Raw genomic sequence first — 17,258 nt, forward strand, 5'->3', positions numbered from 1 at the left:
GCCTCAGGGGCGATAAATCCATTGTTCGGGAATGCGCACATCCACCTTTTCGCCATTGCCGATCGTTCCGGGCTTTTCGACCCAGGCGACGATGCCGCGCATCCGCCGCGAGACCCGAACGAAATCGAGCGCAGTCGCGGTATGGTCGGCCGTTCCCGCATGTTCGCCGATCGAGCGCCCGGCGATCTTGCAGGGCGCGTTCTGGCCGTCGACCTTCAGCGTGACACCGCCCTCGAAAAATATCAGCGTCCGCGGCGGGAGCATCGAAAGCGACGAGATCCCGTCGATCAGCATGTTGCCGCCGATCCACTCTGCCCTGAGTTCGGCAAGCCCCATGCCGGCTGCAACTTGTACGAGTTCGTCCGGCGCAAGAATCGAGAGTTGCCGTTCGTTGCGCATTTCAGTGCCGCGCGGATACCAAGGCTCGCGACCGCCGGATTTCCGCGTCGGGCCGGCATGGAAATCACCGACAATTCCGTCGAAAGTGACTTTGAGTTCCGCTGACGGCGCCGTCACGAAATCGCCGGCGCGTGCCTCGAACAGGCCGCTGACACGCCCGCTGAGCTTGCGCGCGGGCAATATCTCGGGGCCGTTTGAAAAAAGGTCGTTCATAAACGCTCCTGAAAATATGCGCCGTGAAAGCCGCCGCATTTTATGAAAAACTGCGGGCAACACCAGCGAATATCCCTGATGAATCTGTCAAAAAGAGTCATGAGAATTCGGTGAACTATTGCGGCTCGGCAATACCTTGCGCCTATGGCATGCTACAACCCACTGGAAAGGCGAATCGTCTCCGATTGACAATCGTTATGTGTTCTGCTTTCGTTCTTTTCTCACCGGAGGTTTGTCGTGAACGCTGAAGTTATGGACGCAGCCATAGATTTGGCGAAACGAACCGCAGGAAAGCGTTATCACACCGTCCTTGCCGATCCGCCGTGGCGCTTCACAAATCGCACCGGAAAGGTCGCTCCGGAGCACAAGCGCCTGTCCCGCTACGGCACGATGACGACCGACGATATCTGCGCCCTGCCGATCGCCGACCTGACGGCGCAACCTGCGCATCTCTACCTGTGGGTGCCGAATGCGCTGCTGCCGGAGGGGCTGCGGGTCATGCAATCCTGGGGATTCGAGTACAAGTCGAACATCATCTGGCACAAGGTGCGCAAGGATGGCGGCTCTGACGGGCGCGGCGTGGGCTTCTATTTTCGCAACGTCACCGAAGTCTTGCTCTTCGGGGTTCGCGGCAAGAACGCCCGCACACTGGCGCCAGGCCGCAGCCAGGTGAACTATCTTTCGTCGCGCAAGCGCGAACACTCGCGCAAGCCCGACGAGCAGTACGATCTGATCGAAAGCTGCTCGAAGGGTCCTTATCTCGAACTTTTTGCGCGCGGGACGCGGCCAAACTGGACCTATTGGGGCAATCAGGCCGACGAAGACTACAAGCCGACCTGGAAGACCTACGCCTATAATTCGGCGGCGGAAGCCGCGGAGTGATCGAACGTCACCACCGATGAAGGTATGCCGATAAGGACAAGCGGGCACGGGTTGCCGACGCCGCGCAAGACGCGGTCGCGCAGCTTGCGCCAATGGGTCGTCGCCTCGCCGAACTTGTCGCCGACGAATGCATCGACCCATGCTTGCCGGAAGTCGCCGGTACGCTCGGCCCTTGTCAGGATCATTTCGCGCTGACGCCGCGTCGGAACGTAATTGAAGCTGTCGAGCTGGCCGAGTTCGTCGACAGCCCTCTCATCTGCAAAGCGGCGCAGGATCGTCCGCATATCGTTCTGAAGGCTCTCGCCGCGGGTGATGAGCCCGCCGACGGAGACGGCGCCCTCGGCATGCAGGCGCTTGAAGCTTTCAAGGTCGCGGTCGAAGAACGGATCCTTGTTGTTCCACTCGATTTCGAGCGCGAACACCGAGCCTTGCGGCCCGAAGGCCTTCACGTGGTCGATTTCATGGGAGAGGGAGGCGACCTCCCTTTCCTCATCGAATTCGGACCAGCGCACGGTCTTGCGGACGCGGATATTGCGCTTGCTCCAGCCCCGTTCGGCGAGACCACGGCGCAGACGCTGCGTTAGCCGCGCCTCGCCTCCCCCGCCCGCGACAATTTCGGTGACGGGGATCGTCAGATCGAGCAGGACCGTTTCGAGGTCGTTCTCCGCGCCGGCCATGTCCATGGTGACGATGGCTTCGGCGTGGTGAAGCGCCAGGATATCAAAACCGCGTTCCTTCAGCCGCTCGAACATGCGGCCTTACCGCGTCAAGCGCTTGTAGGTCGGACGCTTCGGATTGACGCTGTCCGGGCCGAGGCGGCGGATCTTGTCGTTCTCATATTCCTCGAAGTTTCCTTCAAACCATTCGACGTGGCTGTCACCTTCGAAGGCAAGGATATGCGTAGCAAGGCGGTCGAGGAACATGCGATCGTGGCTGATGATCACGGCGCAGCCCGCATACTTTTCGAGCGCATCCTCGAGCGCCGAAAGCGTTTCGGTGTCGAGGTCGTTGGTCGGCTCGTCGAGAAGCAGGACATTGCCGCCCGACTGCAGCATTTTGGCAAGGTGCACGCGATTGCGCTGACCGCCCGATAGATTGCCGACTTTCTGCTGCTGGTCGCCACCCTTGAAATTGAAGGCAGAGACATAGGCACGCGAATTCATCTCGTGCTTGCCAAGCTTGATGATGTCGTTGCCACCCGAAATCTCCTCCCAGACGTTCTTGTCGCCCTTGAGGTGATCGCGGCTCTGATCGACATAGCCGAGATGGACTGTGTCGCCGATGCGGATCGATCCGGAGTCAGGCTTTTCCTGGCCAGTGATCATCTTGAACAATGTCGTCTTGCCGGCACCGTTCGGACCGATGACGCCGACGATGCCACCCGGAGGCAGCTTGAAGGTAAGGTCCTCGATCAGAACCCGGTCGCCGAAGGACTTGGTGAGGTTCTCAGCCTCGATGACCACCTGCCCAAGTCGCTCGCCTGCTGGAATGATGATCTGGGCGTCGCCCGGACGCTGGTCGTTGGCCGCATCGACCAGTTCGTCATAGGCCTTGATACGGGCCTTGGACTTGGCCTGGCGTGCCTTCGGGCTTGCGGCGATCCACTCGCGCTCGCGCTCAAGTGCCTTCTGGCGCGAAGCCTCTTCGCGGCCTTCCTGCTGCATGCGCTTCGATTTCGATTCGAGATAGGCCGAGTAGTTGCCCTCGTATGGGATGCCGCGGCCGCGATCGAGTTCGAGGATCCAGCCGGTCACATTGTCGAGGAAGTAGCGATCGTGAGTAATGAGCAGAACGGCGCCGGGATATTCCCGCAGGTGCTTTTCAAGCCATGCAGTCGTTTCGGCATCGAGATGGTTGGTTGGTTCGTCGAGAAGCAACAGGTCAGGTTGCGACAGCAACAGGCGGCACAGCGCGACGCGGCGGCGTTCACCGCCGGATAGCTTGCTGACATCGGCGTCGCCCGGCGGGCAGCGCAACGCCTCCATCGCCATCTCGACCTGCGATTCCAGATCCCAAAGGTTCTTGGCGTCGATGATATCCTGGAGCTTGGCGCCTTCATCGGCGGTCTCGTCGGAATAGTTCATCATCAGTTCGTTATAGCGGTCGAGGATTGCCTTCTTGTCGGCGACACCCTCCATCACATTGCCCATGACGTCCTTGCTGGCGTCGAGGGCTGGCTCCTGAGCGAGATAGCCAACGGTTGCTCCATCAGCAAGCCAGGCTTCCCCGGTGAACTCCTTGTCCGTTCCCGCCATGATCTTGAGGATCGTCGACTTGCCGGCGCCGTTCGGGCCGAGAATGCCGATCTTAGCGTCGGGATAGAAGGAGAGATGAATATTCTCGAGAACTTTCTTGGTGCCATAGGCCTTATTGAGACCGGCCATATGATAAATGAATTGGCGTGCCATAACGCGCGTCACTCCGATGTTCGTATTCGTGTGAATGAAGTTGCGCCGTATTTAGGGGAAAGGCGCTCCGGTGGCAATGCGCGGGCGTTTTATTTCGCGGCCCGGCCCGCACCTCACACTGGTTTCAGATAAAACCCGTCCCAAAATGAGCGAAACCGGGCGCGGATATTTCCGTCACCCGGTTTCCCCTCTGGTGCCGCATTCGGGGAGCGTCCTCTTCTCCCTTGAACGGCCATATAACTGGCAAGATGGGCAGCTCGATCATCTGCAACAGCGACGAAAGGTCAGAACCCGTTTCTTTCGGAGTGAAGTTCTGCGGCATGTTTTTATCGATTGCAAGTGGTTTTGCAAAAGAAAGTTGCACAAAGATTTATCTGTTTATTTAATAGGCAGCACCGCGATAATTTGGGCGATATTGATATGGACTTATTCCGCATTGACTAATCGCGCGCCACCCTTTCAATTGCGGGCGGGAGGCTGCGAATGGCATTTAAAGAGGTTGAGACAATACGCACTGCGACGGGGGCCGCGCTTGCCGTTCGGGTCTCGCAGGCAGAAGCGGAGCCATGCGGCATTGTCCAGATTTGCCACGGCGTCAGCGAGCACTCCCTGCGCTATGCCCGTTTTGCGCAGTTTCTAAGCGAAAGGGGCTTTCACGTTTATGCCCATGACCATCGCGGCCATGGCCTGACCAAAGCGCCGGGAGCCCCGGCAGGACGCTTTGCGCAACAAGCCGGGCGCCAGCACGTGCTCGACGATGTCGACGTCGTCAACCACCTCGCCCGTAACCGGAATCCCGGACTGCCACTCATCCTTTTCGGCCATTCGATGGGCGGGCTGGTTGCGCTCAACTATATCCTGAAGCACCCCGAGAATGTCAGCGGGGCCGCAATCTGGAACGCCAACTTTTCAACGGCGTCGCTCAATCGCCTTGCGCTCGGTATTTTACGGGCAGAACGGATGCTCCTCGGTTCCGATGTCCCGAGCATGATCCTGCCAAAGCTTACCTTTCGCGACTGGGGCCGCAGGGTCAAGAATGCCCGCACGGCTTCCGACTGGCTATCGCGCGATCCCGACGAGGTGGATGCCTATCTCGCCGATCCGCTCTCGGGCTGGGACCCGACCGTGAGCATGTGGCGCGACATTTTCGATTTCATGAACGCCGGTACCAACGATGCTCTTCTCGCCACGTTGCGCCGCAACCTGCCATTCAATCTTGTCGGCGGCGCCGAGGATCCGGCCACGGCGAAAGGCAAGTCGGTCAAGGAGCTCGAAGAGCGCCTCCTGCGCCTCGGTTTCACCGATGTCGAAAGCCGGATCTATCAAGACACGCGCCATGAGAGCCTCAACGAAATCAACCGTGACGAGATCATGCAGGATTTTGCATCCTGGGCGCTGCGCGTCGCCCAACATTCAACGAAAGAACTGGTACAAAACTGATCATGCCTGATGCACCCCTCAAAGGTATCCGTGTCATCGAACTTGCCCGCGTACTGGCGGGACCCTGGGCCGGACAAATCCTCGCGGATCTCGGCGCCGATGTGATCAAGGTGGAAAACCCTGCCGGCGGCGATGAGACGCGCGGCTGGGGACCACCCTTTATCACCAGCAGCGAAGGGGAGAACCTCTCCGCCGCCTATTTCCACGCCTGCAATCGCGGCAAGCGTTCGATTACCGCCGATTTCGCGACGCCGGAGGGACAGGAGACCGTGCGCGCGCTTTGCCAGACGGCAGATGTCGTCCTTGAGAATTTCAAAGTGGGTGGGCTGCGCAAATACGGGCTCGACTATGAAAGTCTCAGCGCCGACAACCCCAAGCTGGTCTTCTGTTCGATCACCGGCTTTGGGCAAACCGGTCCCTACGCGGCGCAGGCTGGCTATGATTTCATCATCCAGGGCATGTCCGGGCTGATGTCAGTCACCGGCGAGCCGGACCGCGAACCGCAGAAAGTAGGTCTTGCCGTCGCCGACGTCTTCACCGGACTTTATTCGGTGATCGCCATTCAGGCGGCGCTGGCGCATGTCGCCAAAACCGGCGAAGGACAGATGATCGACATGGCGCTGTTTGACGTCCAGTCAGCCGTCATGGCCAACCAGGCGATGAACTACCTTGCGACCGGCAAGAGCCCGCACCGGATGGGAAATGCCCATCCGAATATTTCGCCCTACGAGGTGGTGCCGACATCGGATGGGCATTTGATCCTTGCCGTCGGCAATGACGGCCAATTTGCCCGCTTCTGCTCGATCGTCGGCCTGGATGCGCTCGCAAGCGATCCGCGGTTTCTGACCAACCGCGCCCGCCTCGAACACCGGGCGGAGTTGACCGCATTGATACGCGCCGAAACGGCAAAGCGCAGCCGGGCGGAACTGCTCGAGGCTTGCGCCGGCAATGCCGTCCCCGCCGGCCCCATCAACGGTATTGGCGAGATGTTCGACGACCCGCAGATCATCGCGCGCCAGTTGCGCCTTGACCTTGAAGACAGCCACGGCAGCACTATCCCTTCCGTGCGCACGCCTATCGTCATGTCCAAGACCCCCTTGCAGTACGAGCGTCCCTCGCCCCGCCTCGGCGAACACAGCGCCGACATATTGAACGAATTGAAGGATATTACCGATGAAAACCGGCGGTGAACTGATCGTTGAAGCTCTGGTCGCCAATGGCGCCGAGCGGCTCTTCTGCGTTCCGGGCGAGAGCTACCTTGCGGTGCTCGACGCGCTCTACGACGCCAATATCGGGGTGACGGTGTGCCGGGCCGAGGGCGGCGCCGCGATGATGGCGGACGCCTGGGGCAAGCTCACGGGCAAGCCCGGCATCTGCTTCGTCACCCGTGGTCCAGGTGCAACCAACGCATCACCCGGCATCCACATCGCCATGCAGGATTCAACGCCGCTCATCCTCTTCATCGGCCAGGTACAGCGCGACGCCCGTGAACGTGAGGCCTTTCAGGAGGTCGAATACCGCCGCTTTTTTGCTGACACGGCAAAATGGGTTGCCGAGATCGACGATGCCCGCCGTATCCCCGAGTTTGTCACCCGCGCCTTCGCCGTCGCGACTTCCGGCCGTCCGGGGCCGGTCGTACTTGCGCTGCCCGAAGATATGCTCACCGACAAGGTGGAAGCCGTCGCGGCGCAAGGCTGGCAGCCGGTTGAAACCGGTCCGTCCGCTGCCGTCATCGAGAAACTCGCCGATCTTTTGCAAGGCGCGCGGAAGCCATTCATGATCCTTGGCGGCTCGCGCTGGAGCGAACAAGCGGTCCATTCAATCACGCGCTTTGCCGAAAAATGGCAGCTTCCGGTTGGTTGCTCGTTTCGTCGCCAGATGCTGTTTGATCATCTCCATCCCAATTATGCCGGCGATGTCGGGATCGGCATCAATCCGGCGCTGGGCGCGCGGGTCAAGGAGGCCGACGTTCTGCTCCTCGTCGGCGGCCGTTTCGGTGAAATGCCGTCCTCAGGCTATACGCTGATGGACAGTCCCTACCCCAAACAGACGCTGATCCACGTTCATCCGGATGCGGAGGAACTCGGACGAGTATATCGCCCAACCCTTGCCATAAATGCCGCGGCCGATGCCTTCGCGGCCGTGGTGGAGCACCTTGCGCCACCATCGCACATCAACTGGCCGGGCGAGGCGGAAACGGCGCACCAATCCTATCTCGCCTGGTCGACGCCGCCGCAGACAGGCCCGGGCAAGGTTGCGATGGGGCCGATCATGACCTACCTCGAAAGCGTCCTTCCGGAAGATTCGATCATGACCAACGGCGCCGGCAACTACGCCACCTGGCTGCATCGCTTTCATCGTTTCCGCCGCTTCGGCACGCAAGCTGCCCCGACTTCCGGCTCGATGGGATACGGCTTGCCCGCCGCAGTCGCCGCCAAGCAGCTTCACCCGGAGCGCATGGTGGTGTGCTTTGCCGGCGACGGATGTTTCCTGATGAACGGCCAGGATCTCGCGACAGCGGTGAAGTATGACCTGCCGATCATTGTTCTCGTCATCAACAACAGCATTTACGGCACAATCCGCATGCATCAGGAGCGGGAATATCCGGGGCGCGTCTCGGCGACCGAACTCACCAATCCCGATTTCGCGATGCTTGCCCGTGCCTTTGGCGGCCATGGCGAGACTGTCGAAACGACGGATGCTTTCGAAGCGGCATGGCAACGGGCAGTTGCAAGCGGCAAGCCCGCCATCATCGAAATCCGCCTCGATCCGGAAGCAATCACGCCGACAAGGACACTGTCAGACATTCGCGATAAGCGGTGATCAGCCCGCGCGATGCGTGAATTGAGGTATGGCAAGCCGGTGCGTTCAATGTTATGGAGCGCGCCTGATGAGACAATACGAAAGCGTCTGACTTGAGCAATCCGGCAATCACCATCGTTATTCCCTGCCGCAACGAGGCCGCCAACCTAGCCTTTCTCCTCGATGAAGTGGATGCCGCCATGGATGGCCGCAGCTACGAGGTCATCGTCGTGGATGACGGCTCGACGGATACCACCGGCGACGTGCTCGCCGGCCGCATCATGGCGGGCAAGCCGCTGCGCCATGTGCGCCATGACAAATCCGCCGGCCAGAGCGCCGCGGTTCGTTCAGGCGTCTTCGCCGCCAAGGGCAATGTCGTCGTGACCATGGATGGCGACGGCCAGAACAACCCTGCCTATCTGCCGCAGCTTGCCGATGCCCTTCTTGAAGCCGGTCCAAGGACGGGCATCGCTGCGGGCCAGCGCCTGAAGCGCACCGACACCAAGCTCAAGCAATTCGCCTCGAAATATGCCAATCGCCTGCGCGGTGCGATCCTGAAGGACAATACGCGCGATTCCGGTTGCGGCCTCAAAGCGCTGCACACGCAGATCTTTCGCGAACTGCCCTTCTTCGACGGCTGGCACCGCTATCTGCCCGCCCTCGTCATTCGCGAAGGCTACGGCGTCGTCCATGTCGATGTCGTCGATCGCGAACGGCGGCACGGAAAGTCCAACTATGGCATTCTCGACCGCGGCCTGCGCGGCATTCTCGATCTATATGGTGTCTGGTGGCTGAGAAAACGCCGCAAGACCGTCCCAACTATCACGGAGATCAGCCATGGCTGACGCTATAACCAATTGGCTGCACTCGGTATTCGTCGCGCAGTTCGATGCCTGGGTCGTGCTCGGATTCTTTGCGCAGGCGTGCTTTACCATGCGCTTCGTCTTGCAATGGCTGGCATCGGAACGTGCAAAACGCAGCGTCGTGCCTGTCACGTTCTGGTTCTTCTCGCTGTTCGGCGGCGCCCTGCTGTTTGTCTATGCCATCGTGCGCAAGGACCCCGTCTTCATCGCCGGACAAGGCCTCGGACTTGTCGTTTACGTTCGCAACCTCTGGCTGATCGCCAATGAGAAGAAAGCGATGACGCAAGACTCGTGAGCGCATTGGCGAGCCACATAGAGACAACGCCTGCCGCCACGACGCCGCGGCGGTTACGCCTGAGCCACTATCTGCTGCTGGTCTTCATCTGCATCGTTTCGTTCGTGCCGGGCATCGCCTCGATCCCCCCGCTCGACCGCGACGAGTCGCGCTATATCCAGGCCACTCACCAGATGGCGGAAAGCGGCGACTATGTCGATATCCGCTTTCAGGATGCCTCACGCTACAAAAAGCCGATCGGCATCTACTGGCTGCAAAGCGCTACCTTGAAGCTGACCGGCTTTGACGACAAGGCGCCCGCCTGGGCCTACCGCCTCGTCTCGGTGGCTGGCGCGACCGTAGCCGTGCTGGCAACCGCAACGCTCGGCGCTTTCCTTTTCGGGCAAAGCGCCGGTCTTCTCGCCGGGATTGCTCTCGCCTCGATCGTCATGCTCGGCTTTGAAGCACGCGTCGCCAAGACGGACGCGACAGTGCTCGCAACGGTCGTCATGGCACAGGCGGCGCTCGCCTTCATGTGGATGGCGAGCCGCAGGCAAGCGGCCGAGACCTGGGCGCCCGCGCTCACCTTCTGGGTGGCGACGGCTGTCGGCGTACTGATCAAGGGACCCATTACGCCTTTCGTCAGCCTGCTCACAATGGCGTCGCTCAGCCTCTACTACCGCGAATGGCGCTGGCTGAAGCGGCTGAAGCCCATTGCCGGCATCATCATCCTGCTTGCGATCGTCCTGCCCTGGCTGATCATGATCACCATGAAAAGCGGCGGCGCCTTCTTCAACGAATCGGTTAACAAGGATTTCCTTTCCAAGGTGGGTGACGCGCAGGAAAGCCATGGCGCACCGCCTGGCTATTTCGCCTTGATCTTCGTTTTCTTCATCTGGCCGTTCGGCGTGCTGGCGGTCCGCGGCGGCCTGCAGGCGCTCGGGCGCTTGCGCGAGGATCCGCGCCTCGCCTTTCTAGTCGCCTGGTACGTGCCGTTCTGGCTGGTGACGGAATTGATCCCCACCAAACTGCCGCACTATGTCCTGCCCGCCTACCCCGCGCTCCTCCTGATTATGGCCTGGGCCATCGACACCGGGGTCGCATCGGGGCCCTATCAGGGCAAATGGCAGATCTGGATCGAACGGCTGACCTTGCTCGGCCTTGCCGCCGCCACGCTGGCGCTGATGGGCGCAGGCCTCGTCCTGCCTTACGTGATGACCGGCTCCTTCTCACTTCCCGGCATCGTCGCCTTCTTTACAGCGTTCGCCGCAGGGGTCTTCGCCAGCGGGCTCATCCTGAATCACAACTTGAAGGGTGCACTGCAAGCTGCTGCAACCTTTGCTATAATTACCCTCGGATTGCTCACATGGGGCGTCGTTCCTGCTCTGACGCCAATGTGGCTTAGCCCGGCCATCGCCGATGCCTACAAGGCAGCAAAGCCCTGCCCGGACAGCGTTCTGGCCTCCGCCAGCTATGCTGAACCCAGCCTCGTCTTCCTTGCCGGCACGAATACAGTGCTGACCGACGGCGCCGGAGCCGCCCAGCATATTATGGCCGATCCGAAATGCGCGATCGCAGCAGTCGATGAAGGACAGCGCAACGGCTTCATCGCCAGCCTGCCGGGGGGCGAGAAATCCGTCGCCGCCATCGCCACTGTCTCCGGCATCAACTACAGCAAGGGCCGGCGCACGACGGTGACGTTGTATAGGGCCGCGCCCTAGTCATGGGCCTTATCCGGGGATTCGCTTAGCCATGTCCCAGAGCCTGCGACTAGAGTCGAATTGATTTTCTGGCCCGATTTATAGGAACCTATTCCCCGGTTCGCGGAGGGGGAATAAGACCATGACCACAATACGCGATGTACGAAATGCCGTGCGCCCGCTCATCGAGCGCCGCGACGACCTTTTCTCGATGGGGCGCTTTGTGTTCATCAAGCCCGTGCGGCACATCCTGCGCGGTGTCCACTTCGAAAGCCGCCGTGACCCGAAAATATTCGGATCGCGTTTGTCCGTTCAGTCGCTGGTACCGGCACTCCCGGAGTTCCGGCTGGGCTGGGGGGAGCGATTTTTTCCAACCGACCAGGAAGGACGAGCACTCGATAGTGGTTGGGACGCTCGTAATCCGAAGATAGTCGCGCAAATGCTCGATACGGCCGAAGTGGTACTGGCGCAATTGCACGCTATCGACACCCTCGACGATTATCATTCATATCTTTCGGGCCTTCAGGTTCCGTGGATAGCGTCGCCAACAATAGAACTCAGCGAAGTCATGAACCACGCAATGAAGGGTGAATTCGCCTCTGCCTGCGAAAAGCTCGAAAGCAGTGATCGCTCGCTCAAACATTTGAACACGCTAACCCCGCGTTTCCATAAGGCGCTTCAGGCCGAAGACCGCGCCGAGGTCGCACAAATCCTGCATGACTGGGAGGCCGCGACGGTCAAAACGTACAAGATCGGCAAGTTCTGGGAGAGAACACCGTTTCCGCTAGAGCTTAGGTAGGTCGAAAAAGCCTACGACTAGAGTCGAATTGATTTCCTTGATGTGTTCGTAGGAATATATTCCCATATTAACGGGGTTTCTTTAAATGCATCGGTCGCCGCGAAACAATTCAAAGACCTGGATTTACAATGGCAGTTACACGCGAATGACGTTCTCTTAAAAGCCGCACGGCTCGCCTCTCAGGACGGGCGTCATGACGCTCTTTGCCAACGGGTCGCAACAGAACAACGCGTTCTCCGTGCAGAGCTTCTGGAGTACCAGCACCTCTGTCGCAAGTACGACCCCAGCCCCGCGCTCCCGCCGGGACTTCCGGGGGCGGGCAATGGGTAAGCGAGGGCGGAAGTGGATCCGCCGTGGCGGACAAGCAACCTCCGAAAGATCAAGAAACTACGACCTTTCAGGGTATTGCGGCCACCGCCTCGAGCGCAGTTCACGAAGCACAAAAGATCGGAGGCAAAATCGGCCGCGAACTTCCGATTCGCAAACTTCCCTTGATCGGTTCTGCGGTGACACTGCTGTCGGCTTTAAAAGAGCCCGCCATCGAGTATCCGGTTGAAGAAGCACTTCGGCTGTACAATGCGATTGTCGCTGCCGGCGATCCGCACACCATTGCGATAGTATCGGCGCGTGCACGTCAATACGTTAAGGGAGAGTCGGAAGAACGGCTTTGGGCAAGCGTGCTCCAAGCCGACATGGAGACGGTTAAGCAATATTGCCCACGATATCTGGACGTTCAGAATATCGCCAATGATGTAGCAGCCACTATGGGTCCTATCGCTCAATATGGATCGCAACAGAACTATGGAAATCAGTTTCACCTGCTGGCTGCGGGCGAAGTTCAAAAACGTTGGCAGGGCCAATTGTTGCCGGAACTCTTCATGATGGCGCCGCTCGCGGGAGCTTCTGATGAATATTACAAAGTAGGCGTGGGTACCCGCGAAACAGATTCTATCGGTCTGGATGTTTATGAACGCGTGGATGATGAGACAGCTTGTATCTATGACTTCAAGACCGGTGCCCGCAGGTTGCGAACGAGACGGATGAATGATTTTTCTTATTCAAGCGCCAAAACCTTTCCGAAAGTAAAGCGGTTCTTCGTCATTGAGATCAGGCCTTCCGTTGGACCCTTCAGTTAGGAACGACCATGACCACAATTCGCGATGTACGAAATGCCGTGCGCCCGCTGATCGAGCGTCGTGACGACCTTTTCTCGATGGGGCGCTTTGTCTTCATCAAGCCCGTGCGGCATATCCTGCGCGGTGTCCACTTCGAGAGGCGGCTTGACCCGAAAATATTCGGATCGCGCTTGTCCGTTCGGTTACTCGTCCCTGCAACCGCGGAGGTCCGGCAGGGCTGGGGGGACCAATTCTTTCCTACGGATCACCAAGGACAAGTGCTCGATAGCGGTTGGGACGCCGGGGTTCCGGAGATAGTCGCGCAAATGCTCGATACGACCGAAGAGATGCTGGCGCAATTATATGCTATCGAAACGCTCGACGACTATCATTCATATCTTTCGGGCCCTTTGTTCCCTTGGGTCGCATCGCCCTCAATTGAGCTCAGCGCAATCATGAATCACGCAATGAAGGGTGAATTCGCCTCTGCCTGTGAGAAGCTCGAAAGCAGTGACCGCTGGCTCGATCACGTAAATGGTCTAACCCCGCGTTTCTATAAGGCGCTTCAGGCCGAAGACCGCGTCGAGGTCGCACAAATCCTGCATGACTGGGAAGCAGCGACGGTCAAAACGTACAAGATCGGCAAGTTCTGGGAGAGAACACCGTTTCCGCTGGAGCTTCAAGGCTGAAACCTTAAGTGGCTCAACTTGGTCTGCCGATCAGCGGCCGGCCCACGGAATGGTACTCGAGTCCGGTGCCATCGAGGTCCTGCCCGCTATAGACGTTGCGCAGGTCAAACAGGATGTTCCCATCCATCAGGCTTGCGACCCGCTTCAGGTCGAGGGCCCGGTACACGTTCCATTCGGTGAGAAGCAGCGTAATCCCCGCCCCTTCCACGGCCTCATAGGCCGACTTGCACCAGTTGACGCCGCTCAGCACCTGTTCGGCGGCGGTGCGCGCCTCTGGATCATGCGCCCGAACTGTCAGCCCCGCTTTCTGCAAAAGCGGAATGATATCGAGTGCCGGAGACTCGCGAATATCGTCGGTATTCGGCTTGAAGGCGATGCCGAGGACCGCGACGCTCTTCACGCCATGCTTCTGCGCGGCCTCTATCACCCGCTCCGCCATAGAGCGCTTGCGCTGCTCATTGATCGAGACCACCTGCTCGATCAGCGTTTGTGGCGCGTCAAGCTTGCGGCCCGTGGCGGCATAGGCACGCGTATCCTTCGGGAAGCAGGAACCGCCGAAGCCCGGGCCGGCATGCAGGAATTTCGAGCCGATGCGATTGTCCATACCGATGGCCCGGGCGACGTCCTGAACATTGCCGCCCGCCTTCTCGCAAAGGTCGGCGACCTCGTTGATGAAGGTCACCTTCATGGCAAGGAAAGCGTTCGCGGCATATTTGATGATCTCGGCATTTTCGAGCGTCGTAACGATCATCGGCGTCTCACGCAGGTAAAGCGGGCGGTAGACCCGCCTCATAGCGATCGCACCCGCCTCATCATGCACGCCGACGACCACACGGTCCGGCCGAAGGAAGTCTTCTACAGCAGAGCCTTCGCGCAGGAATTCAGGGTTCGATACCATCGAGAACGCAACGCCCGGCCTTGCCTTGGCGATGCGCGCCCGCACATCGGCATTGGTGCCGACGACGACGGTCGACTTGATGACGATCACGGCATCGGGTTTCATCGCAGCCGCGATCTCGTCCGCGGCCGCATGGATATATTGAAGGTCAGCCTCGCCATCGCCGCGCCGCGACGGCGTGCCCACGGCGATGAAGATGACATCCGCATCGGCAACAGTTGTCGCAAGATCAGTGGTGAATACGAGACGTCCGTCCTTGGCATTACGGTCGAGCAGATCGTCGAGCCCCGGTTCGAAGATCGTGACTTCGCCGGCCTGCAGGCGCTCGATGATCGCGGGGTTCTTGTCGACGCAGGTCACCTGGAAGCCGAATTCGGCAAAGCAAACACCCGATACCAGACCGACATATCCGGTCCCGATCATCGCAATCTTCATTGAAAGGCTCCAATCAGCATAACTCTGGCGCAGACATTTCGCATATTAGCGCTGCGCTGCCAATCGCCTGTGACGCTGCCGGCCCAGGCGATTGCAAATGGCGGGCATCAATCCATTTTGACCGGCTTGCGCTCAGGACCCTTGCGCTCGGCCGAAGCTGCCCAGAGATTGATATTGGCGTCGTTGGCGTAGCTGTCGATTTCCGCGAGCTCCGCATCGCTGAACTCGAGATTGTCCAGCGCCTTGACGCAATCGACGACCTGCTGCGGCTTGCTCGCCCCGATCAGCGCCGTGGTAATACGTCCCTTGCGCAGAACCCACGCCAGCGCCATCTGCGCCAGCGTCTGCCCGCGCTTTGAAGCAATGGCGTTGAGCGCGCTTATGTTCTTGAGATTGCGGTCACTCAAAAATTCCGGATTGAGGGATTTGCCCTGCGCAGCGCGGCTCTCCTCAGGAACGCCCTTCAGATATTTGTCGGTCAGCATGCCCTGCGCCAGCGGCGAAAAGACGATGGACCCGATGCCAAGTTCTTCGAGCGTGTCGATCAGGCCGTCATCTTCGATCCAGCGGTTGATCATCGAATAGCTCGGCTGGTGGATGAGGCACGGCGTGCCAAGCTCTTCGAGGATGGCCTCCGCCTCGCGCGTGCGCTTCGAATTGTACGAGGAAAGACCGACATATTGCGCGCGCCCGGACCGGACAATATGATCGAGCGCCATCATCGTTTCTTCGAGCGGCGTATCTGGATCGAAACGGTGCGAATAGAAGATATCGACATAGTCGAGACCGAGGCGCTTGAGGCTCTGGTCGCAGCTCGCGATGATATATTTGCGGCTGCCCCACTCGCCGTAGGGACCGGGCCACATATTGTAGCCGGCCTTCGAGGAGATGATCAGCTCGTCCCGGTATCCCTTGAAATCGGTTCGCAAGATTTCGCCGAACGCTTCCTCAGCCGAGCCCGGAGGCGGTCCGTAATTATTGGCGAGGTCGAAATGGGTGATGCCGAGATCGAAGGCTTGACGGCAGATCGCCTGCTTGAGCTGATGCGGGGTGTCGTTGCCGAAATTGTGCCACAGGCCGAGCGAAATGGCCGGCAGCCGCAGACCGCTCTTGCCGCAGCGATTATATTTCATCGTGTCGTAGCGCTTGGTATCCGGTGTCCAGCCCATCGTCGTCGTCCTGCCCTGAAGTATTGCAACTCGCGTGATTCCGCGCGAGCCGGACTATGGCGCAATACCCCATCGATGTCATGGCCGGATTTGGTGCCCCTACCGCCCAAAGCGCAATTTTCGGGCTACGGGCCCGGCCCGGAGTCTCAGCCCTTGATGGCCTGCCCGTCATTGTCGAAACGATAGGTGCGGCCCGGCATCGGCGTCGCAAACAACGTGCTATCGACCTCATACTGGTGCTCGCCGAAGAGGCGTACCGTCAGTGGACCGAAATCGGTCTGAAGGTAGATGATCGTATCGGCGCCGAGATGCTCGACATGGATGACCGAGCCTTTCCATTCGCCGGATGTCTTGCTGACATCGATATGTTCGGGCCTTACGCCAATTGTCCTGGCGCCGCTCTGTCCGAGTTTCGTGGCATCGATAAGGTTCATCTGCGGCGAACCTATGAAGCCGGCGACGAAAATCGTCTGCGGCGCATTGTAGAGTTCCATCGGCGAGCCGACCTGCTCGATCCTGCCCTTGTTGAGGACCACGATCTTGTCGGCAAGGGTCATCGCCTCAACCTGATCATGCGTCACGTAGATCATGGTTGCCTTGAGCTGGCGATGCAGGCGCGCGATTTCGAGGCGTGTGTTCACCCGGAGCGCCGCATCGAGGTTGGAAAGCGGCTCATCGAAGAGGAAGAGCTCCGGCTCGCGAACGATCGCGCGGCCAATGGCGACGCGCTGGCGCTGACCGCCCGAAAGCTCTGCCGGGCGCCGCTCCAGATAGTCGTCGAGGGACAGCATCGACGACGCGATCTTGGTGCGCTCCTTGATCTCTTCGGCCGGCTTGCCTGCCTGCTTCAGCCCGAGACCCATATTGTCCCGTACCGAAAGGTGCGGATAGAGCGCGTAGGTCTGAAACACCATGGCGATGCCGCGCTTGGCGGGCGGCGTGTTGTTGACCTTCTTGCCGTCGATCAGAATATCGCCGGAGGTCGCGTCTTCGAGGCCGGCGATGACCCGCAGCAATGTGGACTTGCCGCAGCCCGAGGGGCCGACAAATATGACGAACTCACCGTCCGCAACCTCAAGGTCGATGCCCTTAAGGACGTCGACTTGGCCGAACGACTTGCGAATATTCTCAATCTTCAAAGAACCCAATGTCTTGTTCCCGTTCGTTGATTC

16 protein-coding genes are annotated in these 17,258 nt (G+C 59.6%); 10 read left to right on the forward strand and 6 right to left on the reverse strand.

The features are described 5' to 3' along the window. Positions 1-3: 3 nt before the first annotated feature. Positions 4-612, reverse strand: a complete 609-nt coding sequence (locus BR48_RS0114285) for a molybdenum cofactor sulfurase (protein ID WP_027231930.1) — start codon at positions 610-612, stop codon at positions 4-6. 237 nt (positions 613-849) lie between these two features. Here BR48_RS0114285 and BR48_RS0114290 point away from each other — a divergent pair, with 237 nt between their 5' ends. Then, positions 850-1,494 carry an MT-A70 family methyltransferase gene (locus BR48_RS0114290; protein WP_228017962.1) on the forward strand — a complete coding sequence of 215 codons (645 nt, stop codon included), beginning with the start codon at positions 850-852 and terminating at the stop codon, positions 1,492-1,494. On the opposite strand, the gene BR48_RS24615 is transcribed toward BR48_RS0114290, so the two are convergent. Next, on the reverse strand, positions 1,464-2,246 hold the full coding sequence (locus BR48_RS24615; RefSeq protein ID WP_036814458.1) for a BglII/BstYI family type II restriction endonuclease: 783 nt from the start codon (positions 2,244-2,246) through the stop codon (positions 1,464-1,466). The two genes, BR48_RS0114290 and BR48_RS24615, sit on opposite strands and share 31 nt — an antisense overlap. Before the next feature lie 6 nt (positions 2,247-2,252). Then, positions 2,253-3,902, reverse strand: coding sequence for an energy-dependent translational throttle protein EttA (ettA, locus tag BR48_RS0114300; protein WP_027231932.1), 1,650 nt, complete (start codon positions 3,900-3,902; stop codon positions 2,253-2,255). Positions 3,903-4,385: 483 nt separating this feature from the next. Here ettA and BR48_RS0114310 point away from each other — a divergent pair, with 483 nt between their 5' ends. The 9 genes from BR48_RS0114310 to BR48_RS0114350 all read left to right on the forward strand — a co-directional run bounded on the left by BR48_RS0114310 (position 4,386) and on the right by BR48_RS0114350 (position 13,584). Continuing rightward, positions 4,386-5,342, forward strand: a complete 957-nt coding sequence (locus BR48_RS0114310; protein WP_027231934.1) for an alpha/beta hydrolase — start codon at positions 4,386-4,388, stop codon at positions 5,340-5,342. Between the two features lie 2 nt (positions 5,343-5,344). Next, positions 5,345-6,532 (forward strand): CaiB/BaiF CoA-transferase family protein, encoded by a 1,188-nt coding sequence (locus tag BR48_RS0114315; RefSeq protein WP_027231935.1) that lies wholly within the window; start codon positions 5,345-5,347, stop codon positions 6,530-6,532. Further along, complete coding sequence (locus BR48_RS0114320) at positions 6,516-8,165, forward strand: thiamine pyrophosphate-binding protein (protein WP_027231936.1); 1,650 nt, start codon at positions 6,516-6,518, stop codon at positions 8,163-8,165. The genes BR48_RS0114315 and BR48_RS0114320 overlap by 17 nt, the downstream gene beginning before the upstream one ends. A gap of 92 nt (positions 8,166-8,257) precedes the next feature. Next, on the forward strand, positions 8,258-8,989 hold the full coding sequence (locus BR48_RS0114325; protein WP_027231937.1) for a glycosyltransferase family 2 protein: 732 nt from the start codon (positions 8,258-8,260) through the stop codon (positions 8,987-8,989). After that, positions 8,982-9,302: a lipid-A-disaccharide synthase N-terminal domain-containing protein gene (locus BR48_RS0114330; protein ID WP_027231938.1), complete on the forward strand. Its 321-nt coding sequence runs from the start codon at positions 8,982-8,984 to the stop codon at positions 9,300-9,302. Before BR48_RS0114325 ends, BR48_RS0114330 begins: the two co-directional genes overlap by 8 nt. Then, complete coding sequence (locus BR48_RS0114335) at positions 9,299-11,002, forward strand: glycosyltransferase family 39 protein (protein ID WP_245273482.1); 1,704 nt, start codon at positions 9,299-9,301, stop codon at positions 11,000-11,002. Before BR48_RS0114330 ends, BR48_RS0114335 begins: the two co-directional genes overlap by 4 nt. Positions 11,003-11,123: 121 nt before the next feature. Continuing rightward, the gene (locus tag BR48_RS0114340; RefSeq protein ID WP_027231940.1) at positions 11,124-11,780 is read left to right on the forward strand and encodes a hypothetical protein; all 657 of its coding nucleotides are present in this window, start codon (positions 11,124-11,126) and stop codon (positions 11,778-11,780) included. A 353-nt stretch (positions 11,781-12,133) separates the two neighbouring features. After that, entirely contained in the window at positions 12,134-12,916 is a 783-nt protein-coding gene (locus BR48_RS0114345) for a hypothetical protein (protein ID WP_027231941.1), read from the forward strand. An 8-nt stretch (positions 12,917-12,924) separates the two neighbouring features. Beyond that, positions 12,925-13,584 (forward strand): hypothetical protein, encoded by a 660-nt coding sequence (locus BR48_RS0114350; protein ID WP_027231942.1) that lies wholly within the window; start codon positions 12,925-12,927, stop codon positions 13,582-13,584. A gap of 13 nt (positions 13,585-13,597) precedes the next feature. On the opposite strand, the gene BR48_RS0114355 is transcribed toward BR48_RS0114350, so the two are convergent. The 3 genes from BR48_RS0114355 to BR48_RS0114365 all read right to left on the reverse strand — a co-directional run bounded on the left by BR48_RS0114355 (position 13,598) and on the right by BR48_RS0114365 (position 17,234). Continuing rightward, positions 13,598-14,917 carry a UDP-glucose/GDP-mannose dehydrogenase family protein gene (locus BR48_RS0114355; RefSeq protein WP_027231943.1) on the reverse strand — a complete coding sequence of 440 codons (1,320 nt, stop codon included), beginning with the start codon at positions 14,915-14,917 and terminating at the stop codon, positions 13,598-13,600. 107 nt (positions 14,918-15,024) lie between these two features. After that, positions 15,025-16,086, reverse strand: coding sequence for an L-glyceraldehyde 3-phosphate reductase (gene mgrA / locus BR48_RS0114360; RefSeq protein ID WP_027231944.1), 1,062 nt, complete (start codon positions 16,084-16,086; stop codon positions 15,025-15,027). Between the two features lie 146 nt (positions 16,087-16,232). Beyond that, complete coding sequence (locus tag BR48_RS0114365; protein WP_027231945.1) at positions 16,233-17,234, reverse strand: ABC transporter ATP-binding protein; 1,002 nt, start codon at positions 17,232-17,234, stop codon at positions 16,233-16,235. Between the last annotated feature and the right edge of the window lie 24 nt (positions 17,235-17,258).

This window comes from Phyllobacterium sp. UNC302MFCol5.2 (assembly GCF_000686005.1).
Classification (GTDB): Bacteria; Pseudomonadota; Alphaproteobacteria; order Rhizobiales; family Rhizobiaceae; genus Phyllobacterium; species Phyllobacterium pellucidum.